This is a genomic window from Paenibacillus eucommiae, assembly GCF_017874215.1.
GTDB lineage: Bacteria > Bacillota > Bacilli > Paenibacillales > NBRC-103111 > Paenibacillus_AI > Paenibacillus_AI eucommiae.
In genome coordinates, this window is record NZ_JAGGLB010000019.1 from 117802 (window position 1) to 134989 (window position 17188).

The following is a 17188-nucleotide window of genomic DNA, read 5'->3' on the forward strand; positions in this document are numbered from 1 at the left end:
CCTCCAATTGAATGAGCCTTAACCTACGAATCCGCATCCCAATCTAGCACAACCATTTGATGACACTCCAGAACGGGTAACATATACCGAATACGATCTTCCTTTTTTTCAAAAACAAGCTCTTGCATTTGGGGAGCCAGGTATACTCTCTTAATTTCAGATTCAAGAATTAGAGAAACCTCAATATCGTGTACGGGCACAATGTCCTCGATCACCTCAATATTTTCACCTCTTAGTACTGGAGCTGCATATAATAAATGCTGCACATATCTGCTCTCCTGATCTTGCTTTTGTAATGTAACTACTCCTTGTGCAGGCAGATTTGTTTCCAGTGTCTTATCTGGCAGTAGGAGATTAAGAGCATATATGATTATTTCTTTCAAGGGCAAGCTCCCTTTTTTTGCATAATCATCAAACACATGCCAAGCTATGTAAATACCATTTGTACTTTCCACTACCCCTGGTCCACCATTCTCTTTGCTGCTAGGTGTATGTTGATGAGAGCAATACCTAAACAGCTCCCGGTTAAAATAGGGGTTTTCCCTCTTGCCAAGAACAGACCCTTTGACCACATCAATTTCTATTCCTTGAGAGTAACAAACTAGGGATGCATGAGAGAAATTAGGCATCTCAAATGCTGGCTTCAAATAATCCGGCTGATATTGATTCAAACCGACATAACGAACACCCAAATCAATAGCAAAAGCACTCTTCTCTTTATTCAAACCGGAAGAACCTGTAGCCAGCACCTTACCACCCTTTTCAAAAAAAACTTCCAGCTTATGTTTAAGAAATGCATCCACATAAATTTGATCTGGCAAAATAATGACTTTATAGCTATTAAAATCTGATTCCAGATCTATTACATCAAACAAAAATTTACCTTCCAAAAGCAAGCGAACAGCACCTATATCAGATTTGTCCATTACTTGCTGTGGATGAGACCCAGAGGCAGTGAACGCTTCCACGGAAAGCAGCCCCACATCGGCAACATTCTTGGCTTGGCTGCACCAGACCTCCTTCTCCTTCACTTCTCCATAAGCTTGCCCTATCAGCTGATAAGTGACCTGATCCATCAACCCGTCTGGATGTAGCTGGTCTCCGATCGAGCATCGCGCACCATTTGCGAGGTTTAAAGCAGTTTCATATTTTAAAGCGTTAGGATGTTTATACCCACCGAACTCTCCCCAAGTCGTATGAAACTTCCCAGTCATTCCCACAAATTCTATCCCCAACTGCTGTACATACCGCGCGGATAAAGGAAAATGATCGTACCCCCAACCACCCGTAGGTAGCGACTCCAGCTCCAGGTGTGAGCTCATATCAATCAAATCCCGACGGCCTTTGAGAAGGCCACTATTATGAACTATGCCCATATTAGGTTTAATGGAATGAATAGTTTGGCGTACCTGCTCCGTATAATGAGCGTATGTCCGCTCGCCCAATTCTCTTATAGCTTCAGCATCTTGCGGATCCTTTCCCACTTCCCTCAGCGCCTTGACACAAGAATGACAATAACATTGCCTAACCCCTACAATATCGAAAAAAATATAATTCGTTTCATAGTTGGACACTATCTCGGCAATCTGCTCAAGCAAAACTGGCAGGTATGGCGAATTCATGCAAAACTGATGAAAGCCAGGTTCCATGAATCCTGCCACCCAGTTAGTGCGATCATCCATGTCTCGTATCAGCCACTCAGGGTGCTGCCTTGCCAATCTTTCATCTAAGCCAGCCGAAATATAGATTGGTGTTTGGACACCAACTTCAGCCGCCGCCTCAATCATCGCTCCAAGCAGGTCAAAATCCAGGTTCGGATGCATTTCATTCACTTTTGTTGGATGATAAGACCAACCGTGATGGCACTTGGCAAATACAGTAATAGAGTCAATATGACCTAATTCCAGCATGTTTTGAAACTGTTTTTTGGAAAATCTCCTTCCTATTTCTGCAATCGCTTCTGAAGTATGAAAATCAAGATGAACCTGTCGAAAACCCAATAACTTCACTCCCTTAATAGATAAAAGATTCTAATAAAAGAGTAACCCATACCAAATCTTATAGGAAGAAACATTCCTAATGAATGTTTATACAAAATTAAGAAAAATCCGGTTCAAGGAAAAAGGAGCTTTTTGTCGAATAGCTAAAGAAATGTTCACAAATCTCACTTGTAAAACGGAACTGTTCAAAACTTTGAATTATGAAACCTACTTGGGAGGTACATGTCAATGGATGTTGTTCAAAGAAACCTTTTTATCCAATACTTCTCAAATATGAAGATACATATTTCAGTAGTCGCAAACACCAAGGCTCCACTTACATGGAGGGAAATCAATTTCACACCTGACTATGCACGTTTTTATTTTATTCGTCATGGAGAAGGCGTAATTAAAATACAGAACAAATTGTATTACCCTCAGCCAGGACAACTGTATCTGCTACCGTCGTCTGTTGAGCAATCTTATTGGGCGGTTAATGATAACACCTTCTACAAATATTGGAGTCATTTTACCTTGAAGGTAGGGGAGACGGACTTATTCCAGCTTCTGAAATTGCCATATATGGTGGAAGTAGACGATACAGATAGACTCGAGGTTTTATTTGAGCGATTAATCACTGAATATCAAAGCACTGAATTATCAGCTATCCTGAAAATGAATTCACTATTTCTTAACATCCTCTCCTATTACCTGGATGCCTGTGAACAGAAAAACCTACTTTTCTACTCGGACTCGATCAACAGATTAGAAATTGTTTTGCAATATATCGAAAACCATTTGTCGGAAAATTTAAGCCTTGACACGTTAGCCAAGCTCGTTCACTTGCACCCGAATTATTTTATTCATTTTTTCAAATCGATAATAGGTCTCACACCCATTCAGTATACTAACAAGATAAGAATCGAAAAAGCTAAGCAGCTTCTGCTCACCACGAATCGAACCGTTACCGAAATTGCTGATGAAGTCGGGTGCCAGCTCATTTATTTCTCAAGACTGTTTAAACAACAAACCGGGGCTGCTCCGTCTGAATACAGAAGCTTATCATTAATAAAAAAAACCTGATTTTATATACTGTGAGTGATATTGACAAAATACACACCAAAAAAGCAAGCGGGACCTCTCTATTGAAAAATGAGGTGCCCGCTTGCTGGCCTGGTAATTTTATTTAATTATATCCTGACCGGCTGCCCCGACTTCACAGACGCATAACCCGCCAAAGCTACTTCTGCTGAGTACAGACCATCTTCACCCGAAATGGGTACCTGGTCCCCATCAAGCAGCGCTTTAACGAACGCTTCAACCATATAATGATCCATTGAATCTCCCCAGTAATCCATAACGCCTTTACCTCTGTCATCGCTATAGAACTCATTAGCTTGAGCGAATCCATCGACAGTAAGATTTCCTTTGGTACCGACAATTTCCATCGCTACATCTCCGCCTGTGGAGGATGACTTCGGACGCGACCAACTTGTGTCCAATACGCCGAAGGCGCCATTATCGAATTTCACATGGATCATGCCAATATCGTCCACATCAATGTTCTCTTGAAATAATCTTGCTGCATAAGCATACACCTCAGATACCTTAGAGCCGATAAACCAGTTCATTAAATCCATTACATGAACTGTATGGTCAAGAAGCGCTCCTCCCCCGGATTTAGCCTGTTCAGCAAACCATCCTCCCGGAAATGTTCCTCTATTAAAGCCTTTGATAGCAACAATATCTCCAATTTCGCCGCTCTCCACGATCTGTTTGGCACTAACAACAGCAGCTAAATAACGGCAAGGGAAAGCTGTCATCAATTGAACGCCATTTTCCTTACAAGCAGCAATCATTTGCGACATTTCCTCTACGGATACGCCCAGTGGCTTTTCGCAAAGCACATGTTTCTTCGCTTTTGCAGCAGCAATAACCATCGGCGCATGATGGACGTTTTCCGAACAAATCACTACAGCATCTACGTCCGCTGCAAGCAGATCCCTGTAGTCGGCAAAGTAAGGAATTTCGTGACGGTTCACTGCCTCCTCTACCCGCTCCTTGTTGTCATCGGCTATTCCAACGATTTCAACATTGGGCAGCGCAAGAAAAGAATTCAGATAAGAGAAAGCGTGACCGTGAGCAAAGCTGATCATACCTACTTTCAATTTGTTCATTGCAATTCCTCCCCACTGATTTGTTCCAGGAAGACTGCTTGGCCTGTACGGTCAGACTCCAGCACTGCGAGAGCAATTTCCAACGCATTATAAGCATCCTGAGCTGTTACGATAGGTTCGTGCTGGTCGCGTATGCAATCGATGAAATGTCTGATTTCCAATTCATACGGATTCTCAAAGCCAGGGCTTTGCGGTATCTCGATCACACGGCCCTGATTCTCTGCAGTTGCCACCTTGCTGACCTGCAGCGATTTGCTCTTTCGGCTGTCACTGCGCAGCAGCCCTTTGCTCCCGCTGATTTCAGCTGTTGTCAGGAATGGCCCCGGGTACCCCCAATGGGCTTCTATGTTGGCCACAGCACCGCTTTCAAACAAGAGCGTTGCGGAAGCGTAATCAAGTAGTCCATCACGTTTACGAAACCCGTACACGGAACGCACTTTTCCTAATGCCCAAAGCATAAAATCAATGTCGTGAACCATTAAGTCGACCACAACTCCGCCGCTTTTGTTATCATCACCAAACCATGCCCTGACTTCGCTTGGATGCCCGCCAGCGCGCTTTGCATGGGCAACACCAATACGTCCCAGTGCCCCTGCGTCAATCTTTTGCTTCATGCTCTTATACTCTGGAAAGAAACGAACAACATGCCCAACAAATAGACGGACCTTGTTCTTCTCGCAAACTTCAATCATTTCAGCAGCATCCTGCAAGTTAAGCGCGATTGGCTTCTCACATATTACATGCTTCCCAGCCTCAGCCGCCTGAACGGTAAATGGTTTATGCAGAAAACTCGGCAGTGCAATACTGACCACATCGCAACCGGTTTCAATGAGCATTTCAGTAAATGAAGCATAAGCTGGTGCACCTGTTTTATCAGCCAGGGCTTTAGCCAAATCAGCATCAATGTCACATACGCCTACTACAGTGACATCAGGCACCTTTGCGTAGCAACTGGCATGGACTTGCCCAAGACCCCCGCAGCCTACGATAGCAATTTTCATCGGTTTCCCTCTTCCATTTTGTTGTATAATGTACCTACATTCAAGATACACTCATTACGTTAAGTCGTATATGCGGTTATTTGTCTGGTTTGTATCCAAATTTGTCAAAGTGATGGCCGGAGGTTTTTGAAAATGGAGATTTATAAGGAGCCCATATACTATCAGAACCCTACTCTATGTATTAAAGCATGCCAATTTAGGGATGAAGCAAATGCCCCTTCTCCACCGTCTCTCGAAAATAGAAAGTGGCATTATCATAAAGAAATTGAATTTATTCTCGTGGAGCAAGGGATACATGAAATTCAAACCCCAAATAACGTATACACACTTACAAAAGGCGATATTGTGCTCATCGGATCCTCCCAACTGCATCGCGGCCGCAAACTCAGCACAGAAGATCTGATCTTTATAGTGCTTCACGTGGATTTACAGCCGTATTTCGACCCAGCCATGATGATGTATTACCGTCATTTTTCTGAGGTTCATCAGCCACTCGAAGCATTGAATTATATATTTCATGAAAATGAGCAGGTCAAAGCAGAGGTAGCCGGAATCATTAGCCGGATTCACGCAGAAATGATGCACAAAGCATCAGGCTACGAGATCGCCGCTAGCATGCATATTAAGCATCTATTGCTTACTCTGCTAAGGGGAGACAGCCGCTCCTTTCTTCAAGCACATGAATATGTGGACCCTAAACAAATAGGACCCATTCTTGACTATGTAGATCAACATTTAACACAAAAGATCGAATTAGCAGCTGCCAGTAGAATTGCTGGAATGAGCTATTTCTATTTCTCCAAATTTTTCAAAAAAACAATGGGCATTTCCTTCACCGATTATGTCAACCGGAAACGCATTCTCAAGGCTGAGCAATTGCTCGTAACAGGTAATCAGAATGTAACTGAAATCGCCAGAGAAATCGGCATTGAGAACATGGCCCACTTTTACGAAATGTTCAAGCGATTCAATGGATGTACGCCCAAGCAATATATTCAAAGATTAAGCGAAAGAAGCCAAACTCCTTAGGGGGAACCTGGCTTCTTTGCTATAGCCAGCAGATAGTCAGCTGGTTAATTTCGGATGGATGCAAAATGATGAAATAGAAAAAAGACTCCTCCCCATATTAATTATGAGGAAAAGCCTTGATAGGCTCGGTGGGGGTCGAACCCACGACAAGATGATTAAGAGTCAACTGCTCTGCCAGCTGAGCTACGAACCTGAATAAAAATCAGTTTATCACTTCTTTAGTGAATATACAAGCTTTTTTGTTCAACCTTTTTTACCCTTTTGTATAAGGGTCTTTGTATAAGATAGAAAATCCCATAAGCTATTGCCCAGGGACTCTCTACAAAACGTAAACAACTATTTAACATTCGGGAATAGCCGGCGCACCACTTCTCCCAATTCATTTACTAATCCGGAAACAGGTCTTCCGTTTCTAACCTCATTTGCATAATTGTTAACCCGACTTATAAAATCAGGGTTCGTAGATACAAATACGTTGTTGATTGTCGGGTCAACTGCCTTTACTTGAGCAGCAATTTTCGTTTCCAATGCAGATGTATACGTTTGGTTTGGCTTAAGCCCTACTGCTGCATAGGCAGTGTTGCCCATAACCAATACATTGGCTTGGCTAATTTCCGGCATTTTTGCAAGTTCGTTGGCAGCTTGATCTGCTACCACATATTTTTCTTCCACATTGTTTATAGCTGTATTGGGTCTGACTGTGGACATTGGGCTATTCATGCTGTGCTGCCTCATGTCTTGGGTACGATTTGCACTGCAGCCTGCTAGTGATAATGTTAAACATGACCCTAAAAGCAGTATTTTAACACTCAAACCTTTAGACTTATTCATTAGATGAACCCCCTCGATTGTTTTATCACATGTAGTATGCTTATTGGTCCGTTATCCCATACATGGATTAAACATGAGAGAAGCAATCTGTACTTCAAACATTCAACTAAGGCTTATGTACCAAATACCGTTTAACAAATAAAAAGCCGCTCGTATAAGCGACGTTTCATCCGAGTTTACTTCCACAGTAAGGACAACATTTAATACCCGAAATTTCATTTATGCTGATAATCCGGTCACTATATAAATCATGTGTCCATACCACAATGCAGAATTCGTTTATATCTTCGTCCCGACGAATCGCGATGTCCAATCTAATTTGGAATTCTTTATGTTCTTCTATCGCCTTTTCGATAGGAATGCAGGTATGCCTCATTCGCCACCCCCCGATTACAAATTCGATATCCGAAGGCTTTCCCCTTCTTTTGGAAAATAACAATTACTTCTGCCATCTAGATGTATAAAGTTTAATCCAATATCGAAAAATAAACAAACAAAAAACCCTTGTGGTTCAAGGGTTTAAGGTGTTTCTTACAAGTAAGCGGGTGATGGGAATCGAACCCACGCTATCAGCTTGGAAGGCTGAAGTTCTACCATTGAACTACACCCGCAGATAAGAAAACTTACAGAAATTGTATGGTCGGGACGACACGATTTGAACATGCGACCCCCTGCTCCCAAAGCAGGTGCTCTACCAAGCTGAGCTACGTCCCGTTAGGCCAATCATTTCTATCTCCTAAGAGACAAAAACTAATATATCATGTTGTCATCTAAATTGCAACATTAATTTTCCAAAAAGTTTATGAGCAGGCTTTGACAAGCCCTATGGCTTTATCGTTTAATGAATTTGTAAGCATCTACAGCCTTATTTTGTTGTATCTATTAATGTATCCGTTTATGTATCCATTATTGAAGGAGGGATTGTATTGAAATACCGCAGATTAGGTAAAACAGAATTAAAGGTTTCGATTATTGGTATCGGGACCTGGCAATTTGGCGGAGAGTGGGGACAACAGTTCACACAGCATGAAGCGGATGCGATTCTCGACAAAGCCAAGGATCTCGGCATCAATCTTATTGATACGGCAGAATGCTATGGAGATCATCTCTCTGAATCTTTTATAGGCAGCTACATCCAAAGAAACCGGCGTGAGGACTGGGTAATTGCCACAAAATTTGGCCATCAATATCACGAGCGGTTCTCCCGCACGGACGTTTGGTCGCCAGAAGAAGTGCTGAAGCAGCTTGATGCCTCCCTGCATGCGCTGAAAACCAATTATATTGATTTGTATCAATTCCATTCAGGACCAGATGCCGCTTTTGATAATGACCAGTTATGGACCTTGCTGGATAAGCAAATTCAAGCAGGCAAAATCCGCCATCTCGGCACTTCTATCGGCAGCAATGACAATCTGCATCAAACCGATGCAGCTACCAAGGTTCATTCCCAAACGATTCAAGTGGTTTATAACCGGCTGGATCGAAAGCCTGAGGAAAGAGTTTTCCCGGCAGCCGAACGCCAGGATTTAGGTGTCCTGGCACGCGTTCCGCTAGCCAGTGGCTATCTGAGCGGCAAATATAAGCCTGGCGCCGTATTTGATGAAACTGACGTACGTCACCGGCATGATCGTGAGAGCACGCTGCTGAAGCTGCAAGAGGTCGAGCAGATCCGAGAGAACGAGCTTCCAGCGGGCAGAGATATGGCGCAATGGGCGCTAGCATGGTGCTTGAAACATCCGGCAGTGACAACGGTCATACCTGGCTGCAAGAATCCCGAGCAAGTTGCCGCTAATGCCAGTGCGGCTGAGCTTGTCAGCGAGAACCATCCACAAACCTGGAAAGCTCAAATTGGCGAAGGCTCACAAAGTTAAACGTGCCCAACATAGTTCCCTGACCGCCATTTTTGGGTGACGGCACAACACTGTTTCTCTAGACCCACACGATCTTCATCCGTTACAATGTTGAAATCAACAGCAGACGGATTGGAGGTCAAGCCTTGGAAGCATATGACAATTTGAAGCAAGCTGAAAAAGGCGCCTGGCTCAGTATATCCGTTTACATGGTTCTATCCCTGTTAAAGCTCATAATCGGTTATTTATTTCATTCCGACGCCTTGACCGCAGATGGATTCAACAATACAACGGATATTCTGGCTTCTATAGCTGTACTCATCGGCTTGCGGATTTCCCGCAAGCCTCCTGATCACGATCACCCTTATGGACATTTTCGTGCAGAGACTGTAGCCTCCTTAGTTGCCGCCTTTATAATGGCTGCAGTGGGGCTCCAGGTTCTAATCGGGGCATTCCTCAGCATCCGGCAGGCAGACAGCCAGCCCCCAGGACAGCTTGCAGCCTGGACAGCTCTATTTTCCGCTGTGATTATGGCTATGGTGTACATATACAACCGGAACCTGTCACGCAAAGTTAACAGCCCCTCCATCATGGCGGCCGCGCTCGACAACCGGTCTGATGCGCTCGTCAGCTTGGGGGCTTTCGTAGGCATTATGGGTGCTGGCATCGGATGGCCATGGCTCGATCCGGTAACTGCCTTTATTGTCGGACTGGTGATTTGCAAAACAGCTTGGGACATTTTTCGGGAGTCCTCTCATGCATTAACAGACGGCTTTGATGAAAACAAGCTGAACATTTTCAAGACAACCATAGAAAAGACCCCCGGCGTTGTCTACATCGGGGATCTGAAAGCAAGAATTCATGGCAATCAAGTGCTAGTGGATGTAACCATTCATGTAGATGAAGATCTCAGCATTGCCGAAGGTCATGAAATCAGCGACAAGGTTGAGGATGAGATGCTTAGGCAGCATCAAATCTCTCACGTGCATGTCCACATCGAACCCAAAGCGTAACAACACTCACTTTTTCAGGTTTCTGATCGTGCGTGCATGCATGCACGCTGCACATTGTCCACTGTTCTAGTACACCATAAATTCTTTCTTATAAGGCTTCTCGTTATCATTAGCATCCATAACCCTTACTTCCAAGGACCACTCTCCTCGTAAGGGCAGGTAAGCCCCAACCGCCTTATAGCTGTATTGGATGAACCCGCCGAAAGCTTCTCCTGCAGCTTGATCCTCGAATAACTCGAGCGGAACCTCCAAGGGAGCTATGTGCTTATCGTTCTCATAATGCAGCAGCATTAGCACCTGCTTCGGAGGACCTGCAGTCTCTGGAAGCCATACTTTCGTAATGAAGGTGTTGCTTCCTTGTGCTTTCGGTGTGATCTCCGCAGTCATATGAGCCGTTTCACCCATCACATGCCAGCGCAATGGCTCGTTAGGCGGCAGCGGCGCCATGTAAGTAATGAGGCCTACCAGAAGTACGATAGCGATCATCAGGCCAAAATCAACCTTAAACCAGCCGCGAAGATGGGATTCGCGTTGTTTTTTCATAGCCACTCTCAAGCATACGCCTGTCCCAATAACCAGAAGTACAAGTCCTATTTTCACCAGCATCATAATGCCCCACTGCGTGTAGAACAAGTAGTTCAGTGATGGCAGGAATATCAGAAGTGAAGCCGTCCCGGTCAGAGACAAGATAATGATCGAGATCAGAGCCATCCTGGAAAATGCCTGAAGCAAAGTGCCCATTTGATTTGCTTTGTTCCGCCATTGTACGGCCAGCAGGAGCAGCCCTCCTACCCACAACGCAGCAGCGGCAAGATGAATAAAGTCGAGAACAACAGAAGCTATTTGTGGAGAAAACGAGATGGCATGCCCATTAAAGCTTTCAACGGCAAGCAGAGCGAGCGCCCAAGCGATATCCAGCCACACGGATTTTTGCAGCACTACAAATCCTATAATAGTAAGCAGCAGCAGCAGCAGCCAGCTTATTCCAATGCTGGTTCCAGTGAAAAGCTGGCCAGCGTCTGAAAGCCCACCCTCGCCGAGCAGATCCTCCACATGTGTAAAGATCAGCAGCAGCAAAGCTACCAAATGAACCCGCTGCAAATTGGATGTCCATTTCGTTAAATAAGCTTCTCCTCTAATACCGCCCGAACCTGGAAGTCTTAGCCATAAGACCCATCCAGTCAGAGCAAGCATCGTGGCATACCACAAGCCTCTTGACAAGTACTGAAGCAGCGTTGCAGTATCCATTCCTTTCACACCGTCATGCTGATGCGTAAGATTGGAAGGCAGCGGTGTATTCCCTGATTGGGGCGGATTCCCGATAGTCATGGGATAGCTGCCGTCAACCGGATGACCGTCCGCTGAAATCACATGATAGCTTATGACATAAATGCCTTCCCCAAGTTTCGGTATTTTCAGTTCCAAACCTGTCTTATCGGCATTCATAGTTGCCGCTTGCTTCGTTACTGCGTCACCCTGTTGATCAAGTACCTTGAGGTAATACAGCCCTTGGTCCAACCGTTCATTGAACGTAATAGAGACAACGTCAGGAGCTTCCTGTAATTGACTGTTCGGTTCCGGTATCGTCTGCACCAGCGAAGAATGCGCTGAGACTGTGCCTGTAAGGAGAGCAGAAGCCAGGATGAGCAAAAGAAACATAATTGTAAAGGGTAGTGCTTTCATCCAACGATTTATAAGCATTTACGGTTCTCCTTATTTCAAATAAACAATTTCAATACTACTCTGATATCGGTTTTCTTCCTGAGTATCCGTCATTTCTGCTGTGATAATACGCAACTTTCTCTTCCCCCTGCCTCCAGCAGAGCAGCACCTCTTCGCCACTAATCAGCGCGGGAAAATCGACAAGTCCGATATCGATGTCCTTAAGTTCGATGCCCTTATGCTGGAAGCTCATAATATGGCTTCTAGCTTCAATTTGCAGAAATTCCAGCTCAGCCTCCAAAGTGAAAAACGGATCATGGTCCAATGAACCTACATTTCCGTATGTGACTTCCTTCAACTTCTTAAGCTGCGAATATTTCTCTTCGAATTTGCGCTTTAAAACCTGCAGAGCTCGAAGCTCCTGATCGACTACAGGAATTAACTCATTTGCTTCGCTTACCGTAAAATATTTTGCGGCCATAAAGAACCACCTCCTTTCAAAAATGTTATCCATTTACAAATAAGTATGTATGTCATATACATACTTCACCTAAAAAAGCATGAGCTAAACACATTCTGGTGCAACTGCCTGTTTAAATTCTACCAAAAATACGAGGGAACTGCTAATCTCAATTACTCCCTATCAATCTCCTCCCTATTCGCAAGAAACAACTTACAAGAGAAACATTTTTTTACACATCTTTTTTTGCCGTGAAGGCTTCCAAGCACATTTCCAAGAAAAAAAGCCCTTACCTCGCTTATGAAGGCAGTGGCTGTTAAAACTACGAATATTTTTTGGGCAAAAGATATCGAACTATAGCAAATCCTCCCATTTAAATAGGGATGGCGTTTAACCTGTTTTCGTAAAAACAAGCCTGCCACTTTGCTCTGTGACCACTACATCAGAAATCGGTTCAAGTATGTCTACGCTGGATTTGCCAACTTGTATCTTACCAGCAATCATGCGGCCCAGCATGACCGACTTCCCCGCTTTCATATGCGTCTCATTAGCGATTTCTCCTCCTGCCACCGAGACGGATATGGATTCCTCTGACTCCAACTGACATCCCCTGCAAACCGAATCCTTTTCAATAAATACAATACTTCCTTTAGCATACACATTGCTTTGCAGCATACCTTCACCACGAATAATCGTGCTGCCATTAGATTTCATTTCCGTTAAGTGACAAGTATTGATATCAATGCATGCGTCGATTTCCTGCATCCTTTCGATCATGGAGAAAGTCTCTTCCAGGTGATAGATTATCGTCTTGATCGGATTGGAGGTACCAATTTCCAATGTTTGCGCAGGCTGGGTAAGCAGCTGCAGCTTCTCCTTAAGCTCCGTTAATTCCGTGGAGGATAAATTCTGAATGCTATTGATACTATTTATGATTTCTTTGGCTATCGTGCGTACTTCTCTATATTTCGTTTCGAGCAGCGTCATAATGATCTGATGGTATTGGAATGTTTTGCGCTTGGCGGTAATTAAATGGATAAGAATATCTGCGGCTTTAAGGAGTTCGTAGAGCAGCTCGATCAGCTTTTTGGAATGGACGTACAATCTGTTGAAGAGAACACCGAAGTAACCCGAATATAAATAACTGCCACTCACATTTCCTTTTATCAAAATGCTGCCTGTCGCTGTAATTTGCGACTGATACACATGGCCCGTAACGTATACATTACCTAAGGATTCCACAATCATCCCCTCAGTGACGTTGCCGTATACAATGATATCTCCCGAGAAAACAATGTTTCCTGTTTTAATATCCACATCACCATGGACGACATGAGCTTTTGTAATGTCAAAATATTTAACAGCTGCCCCCGTCATTCGCGGCCTTCCACTCTGCTGGGCAATGACCTCGCCCTCTGCAGTAATCTCTATGTTTTCCTTGGCCACCATCGTAATATCCCTAGGCGGAGCCGGTTGAATAATTTGACCAAAGACGTTGTAGCCAATCGTTCCGGGAACAGCAGGATGTTTCTTGGCAATGACATCGCCTTTTTTTGCCATAGGAATTTTCAGATGATTGCGATAATCAATCGCCCCATTCACTTCTTCCAGGATGCTCTCAATATTTTCCTGAAAAAAAACCTCAATCCTTGCATCCATACTTTCTATAGAATTAATGCCATGTGCAATCTGAATAAAGGTATAGGAAGGATTTTGAATCTCCGTGAAAATGGCTGGTGTATTTACATTTTTGGTCACATTCAATTTCAATAAGTCCTTCATCACATCAGAAAGCCGGAGCTTTTCCACCAATGCAGTGCGATCTTCCTGAGCTTTAAGTATGATTTTCTGCGTTGGCTCATGATCCCTCAGCTTCCAGCCATACCGCTCTGTGGAAATCACCCGGAAGCTTACTTCCATTTGATCCTCGGAAATCCGAACCTCAAAAAGAGGTCCAGGCTTCACTTGCCAATCTATAATATCATTGGGGCCGACCTTCGTTTCACCATTCACAAGCTTCCCGTTGACTGTCAGCTGCAAAGGCGCTTCAGCAGCAATTACGCATCGCAGGCCGGATTGAAATGAACCTCCGAACAGGATTCGATTGTTATCAACTCTTATCCATCCTTCAATATGCTCCGCACCCTGCAAATCCTGTAGCTCGGGACCGTGCTCATCCTGAAGATTTGAGGGAGACGAAGACGAGTCAATGGATTTAATCATTTTTAATAGATCGGATTCGGATACATGGTTAGACACAGCTAACGTCCCCCCATTCAATATGTAACAGTGCACATCTAATGATTCTGCCTGCTAGAAGATTTGTTCAATGTACAAGGCCCGCTCCTTGCTCAAATCGATAAATCCCTGATCTGCGCGGATCAAAGGATTTGCGGGATCATTAGGGTTAATCATTACGATTTTCCCTTGAGCTCCATTCGACAATACAACTTTGCTTCCAATTAAATGATTCATAATTTTGTCCATAAATAAAGTCATGATGGAAGGCTCAAAAGGTCCAAAAATATTGTCCTGCATTTGTTTTAATATCAAATAAAACGGCATCGATTTCTTGTATACCCGTTCCGAAGTCATCGCATGAAATACATCTGCTATCGCCACAATTTTACTGAACAATTCGAGCTCATCACCCTTAACCCCATAAGGATATCCGCTTCCATCCTCCCGCTCATGATGCTGCAAGGCTACAATGGCCCAAATCTCAGCTGCATCTGGCGTAGCACGAATAATGTCATAGCCATGGATGGCGTGCATCTTCATCGTTTTGAATTCACTAGGTGACAGCTTGCCAGGCTTATTCAAAATATCTTTGGAAATACGGATTTTACCAATATCATGTAATACTGCCGTCATAGACAGCTCTGTCAACTGAGTGTGATCAAAGCCCATCCATCTGCCTATCATCGTAGAAATAATGCCGACCCCAATGTTATGGCGGTATGTATAGTCATCCGTAGCACGTAAAATCGTAAGCAGGTTAAAAATGTTGCTGCTCTGTGCTGCTCCCTGCAGCACTGGCAGAATATGATTCCTTACAGTATGAACCGGGATCTGCTTCTTCGTTGCCGTAATTTCAAATATATGCCGGATTTCCTTTATCGACTGATCAACAAGCTTATCCATTTGCGATTCCATACTTTCCACATCTTCATCGGTAAGGCGGATGCGCTGGCTAAATATTTTATCCAAATGCTCTTCATTCAAGAAGGTTGCTGCGGGAATAATGAGAAGACCTTGTTTATTATAAATATTTTTATTGAGCACAGTTCCGACAAACCTATGGTAAGAAGACCTGTTATCCACTGTTATCCACCATTCTCCACCTTTATATTCGGTTATTGTCGATACTTCATATTGCCAAGGTCAAATACAGTCGCCCCTGTTCGTTCGAGAATTTGCCGGCAATAGTTTTTAATGCATACTTTGCAGTGTACAATTTTCTTGACGCGAATACTTTTACCTGCTTTAAGAAAGGTTTCTCCGGCAGCCTCTCCGCCAACCTCAGCTGCCGATATGGACCCTTCTGCTTCAATCCGGGAGCTGCGGCATATGGCGTTTTCTTTGGAGAATACAATATTCTTGTTGCTGTACAAATGACTTTGCAGCACACCATCACCATGGATAATAATAGAGCCTGCAGCTTGAATCCGGGTTATATGGCATTGATCAATCGTTACTTTCGCATCCATTTCCTGATTTTGCTCTATCATGTTTATAATCCGCTGCAGCATATTTAATAGGAGCGACCAGAATTCCGCAGGCAGGCTATTGTAAGAGACCGTTAAATAAAATGTCTTCAGCATGCCCATCAACTCTTCTGCTGCTTCCCCGTGAACATGTTTGACAGAGCTAATGATAACGGTGAGATCCTTGATTAAAGAGGGAATCGAAGAAAATTTGCGCTCAATCAGCAGCGATATCAGCTGGCCGAAATTCGCTTTTTGCTTGCGCACTTCCAGCTCCATATTTAATGAATTAGCGGCTTGCAAAAGCTTTGCTAGAGAGTCTGACAGCACAGCGACTGCTTGATATAAACGATTGTTTCTGACTCCATAGTGGCCGGAAAACAGCTTGCCATCGATCGTATTCCCCTTCACGTGAATGCTCCCTGCTGCAGAAATAGAAGCGCCATAGGCATTCCCGTAAATATATACGCTGCCTAAGGCTTCAATGACTGCACCTTCCTCGGCATTGCCGTACACAACAACATCACCAGCAAATACAATATGCCCGGTTTTCAGGTTAACATCCCCGGTAACGACGTACACTTCCGTGATTTCCACAAATTTATTTTGATCCCCGATTACTCTTGGCCTTCCATCCTTCAAAGCTTTGATTTCGCCATGCTCGTTGATCTCAACAAAATTTTTGGGGAGAATTTGAATATCCCGTGGTGAGGGCGGATTCAGTCGGCTCCCATACACATCATAGCCAGGCACTCCCTCAATCATAGGAATTTTCCTGGCGATCATCTCGCCCTTCTTGACGGTAGGTATTTTCAAGTGACTTCTTAAATCGATTACCCCTTCAACTTCATCAAAATAATTTTCCACCTTTTCTTTAACGTATAGTTCAATGACTGCATCCAGACCGGGTACCGGCTCCACTCCCTTTGCTACTTCAATCCGCTGATAGGTAGGACTCAGAAACTCCTGGCAAATAGCAAAATGATCTATATTTCGAACGACAGACTTCTCCTGCAGCGAATTAATAATCTCCGCAAACTCAAGAGAGTCCAGAATTTCACTTTTATCTTCTTCCGCTTCGAATTTCACGTAATTGCTTGGCTGGGCATTTTTTAATTTCCAGGCATATCGGTGCTTGGAGTGAATCAGCAGGTAAGCATGCATGCAATCCTCAGACACTTCTATCGTAAACAAGGGCTTAGAAACAATCTCCCATTCCAGAGTGTCCTGAGGACCCAGCTTCGTTCTGCCCGCTACAGGCGCCCCATTCTTCTTTAGTTTAACTGAAGCGCTGGCTTCAATCTCCGGCAGCACGCTGGGCTCTGAGACGTTATGAAGAATATACTCCTGATTTAATAGTTCTATCAATCCTTGTGGAGGAGCATATTCAATTAACTGTATTTCATCGTAGGCGGTAGAATCCTTATTCAGTGTTTTAACCAAACTGAGCAATTCCGCATCCATGATTTGATTGTTCAT

Annotated in this window: 13 protein-coding genes and 3 tRNA genes; 4 read left to right on the plus strand and 12 right to left on the minus strand. The window is 43.9% G+C overall.

The features are described from left to right. Positions 1–23 precede the first annotated feature (23 nt). Entirely contained in the window at positions 24–2000 is a 1977-nt protein-coding gene (locus J2Z66_RS24780) for an alpha-amylase family protein (protein WP_209975415.1), read from the minus strand. Positions 2001–2228: 228 nt separating this feature from the next. Here J2Z66_RS24780 and J2Z66_RS24785 point away from each other — a divergent pair, with 228 nt between their 5' ends. Then, a complete protein-coding gene (locus tag J2Z66_RS24785; RefSeq protein WP_209975416.1) occupies positions 2229–3062 on the plus strand; it encodes an AraC family transcriptional regulator in 834 nt (277 codons plus the stop codon). 107 nt (positions 3063–3169) lie between these two features. Here J2Z66_RS24785 and J2Z66_RS24790 read toward each other — a convergent pair whose 3' ends face one another. Together J2Z66_RS24790 and J2Z66_RS24795 are read right to left on the minus strand one after the other, a co-directional pair. Continuing rightward, positions 3170–4156: a Gfo/Idh/MocA family protein gene (locus J2Z66_RS24790; protein ID WP_209975417.1), complete on the minus strand. Its 987-nt coding sequence runs from the start codon at positions 4154–4156 to the stop codon at positions 3170–3172. Further along, a complete protein-coding gene (locus J2Z66_RS24795; protein ID WP_209975418.1) occupies positions 4153–5157 on the minus strand; it encodes a Gfo/Idh/MocA family protein in 1005 nt (334 codons plus the stop codon). The genes J2Z66_RS24790 and J2Z66_RS24795 overlap by 4 nt, the downstream gene beginning before the upstream one ends. A 132-nt stretch (positions 5158–5289) precedes the next feature. Here J2Z66_RS24795 and J2Z66_RS24800 point away from each other — a divergent pair, with 132 nt between their 5' ends. Further along, positions 5290–6186 (plus strand): helix-turn-helix domain-containing protein, encoded by an 897-nt coding sequence (locus J2Z66_RS24800; RefSeq protein ID WP_209975419.1) that lies wholly within the window; start codon positions 5290–5292, stop codon positions 6184–6186. A gap of 120 nt (positions 6187–6306) precedes the next feature. On the opposite strand, the gene J2Z66_RS24805 is transcribed toward J2Z66_RS24800, so the two are convergent. The 4 genes from J2Z66_RS24805 to J2Z66_RS24820 all read right to left on the minus strand — a co-directional run bounded on the left by J2Z66_RS24805 (position 6307) and on the right by J2Z66_RS24820 (position 7731). Further along, positions 6307–6379 (minus strand) — tRNA-Lys (locus J2Z66_RS24805). Positions 6380–6522: 143 nt separating this feature from the next. Further along, positions 6523–7017 (minus strand): YhcN/YlaJ family sporulation lipoprotein, encoded by a 495-nt coding sequence (locus J2Z66_RS24810; RefSeq protein ID WP_209975420.1) that lies wholly within the window; start codon positions 7015–7017, stop codon positions 6523–6525. 540 nt (positions 7018–7557) lie between these two features. Then, positions 7558–7628 (minus strand) — tRNA-Gly (locus J2Z66_RS24815). A 26-nt stretch (positions 7629–7654) separates the two neighbouring features. Continuing rightward, positions 7655–7731, minus strand: a tRNA-Pro gene (locus J2Z66_RS24820). Between the two features lie 212 nt (positions 7732–7943). On the opposite strand from J2Z66_RS24820, the gene J2Z66_RS24825 reads away from it, so the two are divergent. Further along, complete coding sequence (locus tag J2Z66_RS24825; RefSeq protein WP_209975421.1) at positions 7944–8888, plus strand: aldo/keto reductase; 945 nt, start codon at positions 7944–7946, stop codon at positions 8886–8888. Positions 8889–9013: 125 nt separating this feature from the next. Further along, positions 9014–9880, plus strand: a complete 867-nt coding sequence (locus J2Z66_RS24830) for a cation diffusion facilitator family transporter (RefSeq protein WP_209975422.1) — start codon at positions 9014–9016, stop codon at positions 9878–9880. A gap of 66 nt (positions 9881–9946) precedes the next feature. On the opposite strand, the gene J2Z66_RS24835 is transcribed toward J2Z66_RS24830, so the two are convergent. From J2Z66_RS24835 to J2Z66_RS24855, 5 genes are all read right to left on the minus strand, one after another. Next, on the minus strand, positions 9947–11581 hold the full coding sequence (locus J2Z66_RS24835; protein WP_209975423.1) for a copper resistance CopC/CopD family protein: 1635 nt from the start codon (positions 11579–11581) through the stop codon (positions 9947–9949). 37 nt (positions 11582–11618) lie between these two features. Next, the gene (locus J2Z66_RS24840) at positions 11619–12023 is read right to left on the minus strand and encodes a DUF2203 domain-containing protein (RefSeq protein WP_209975424.1); all 405 of its coding nucleotides are present in this window, start codon (positions 12021–12023) and stop codon (positions 11619–11621) included. A 369-nt stretch (positions 12024–12392) separates the two neighbouring features. Next, positions 12393–14261, minus strand: a complete 1869-nt coding sequence (locus tag J2Z66_RS24845; RefSeq protein ID WP_209975425.1) for a FapA family protein — start codon at positions 14259–14261, stop codon at positions 12393–12395. A 54-nt stretch (positions 14262–14315) separates the two neighbouring features. Then, on the minus strand, positions 14316–15326 hold the full coding sequence (locus J2Z66_RS42905; RefSeq protein ID WP_209975426.1) for an HD-GYP domain-containing protein: 1011 nt from the start codon (positions 15324–15326) through the stop codon (positions 14316–14318). Positions 15327–15358: 32 nt separating this feature from the next. Then, complete coding sequence (locus J2Z66_RS24855) at positions 15359–17188, minus strand: FapA family protein (RefSeq protein ID WP_209975427.1); 1830 nt, start codon at positions 17186–17188, stop codon at positions 15359–15361.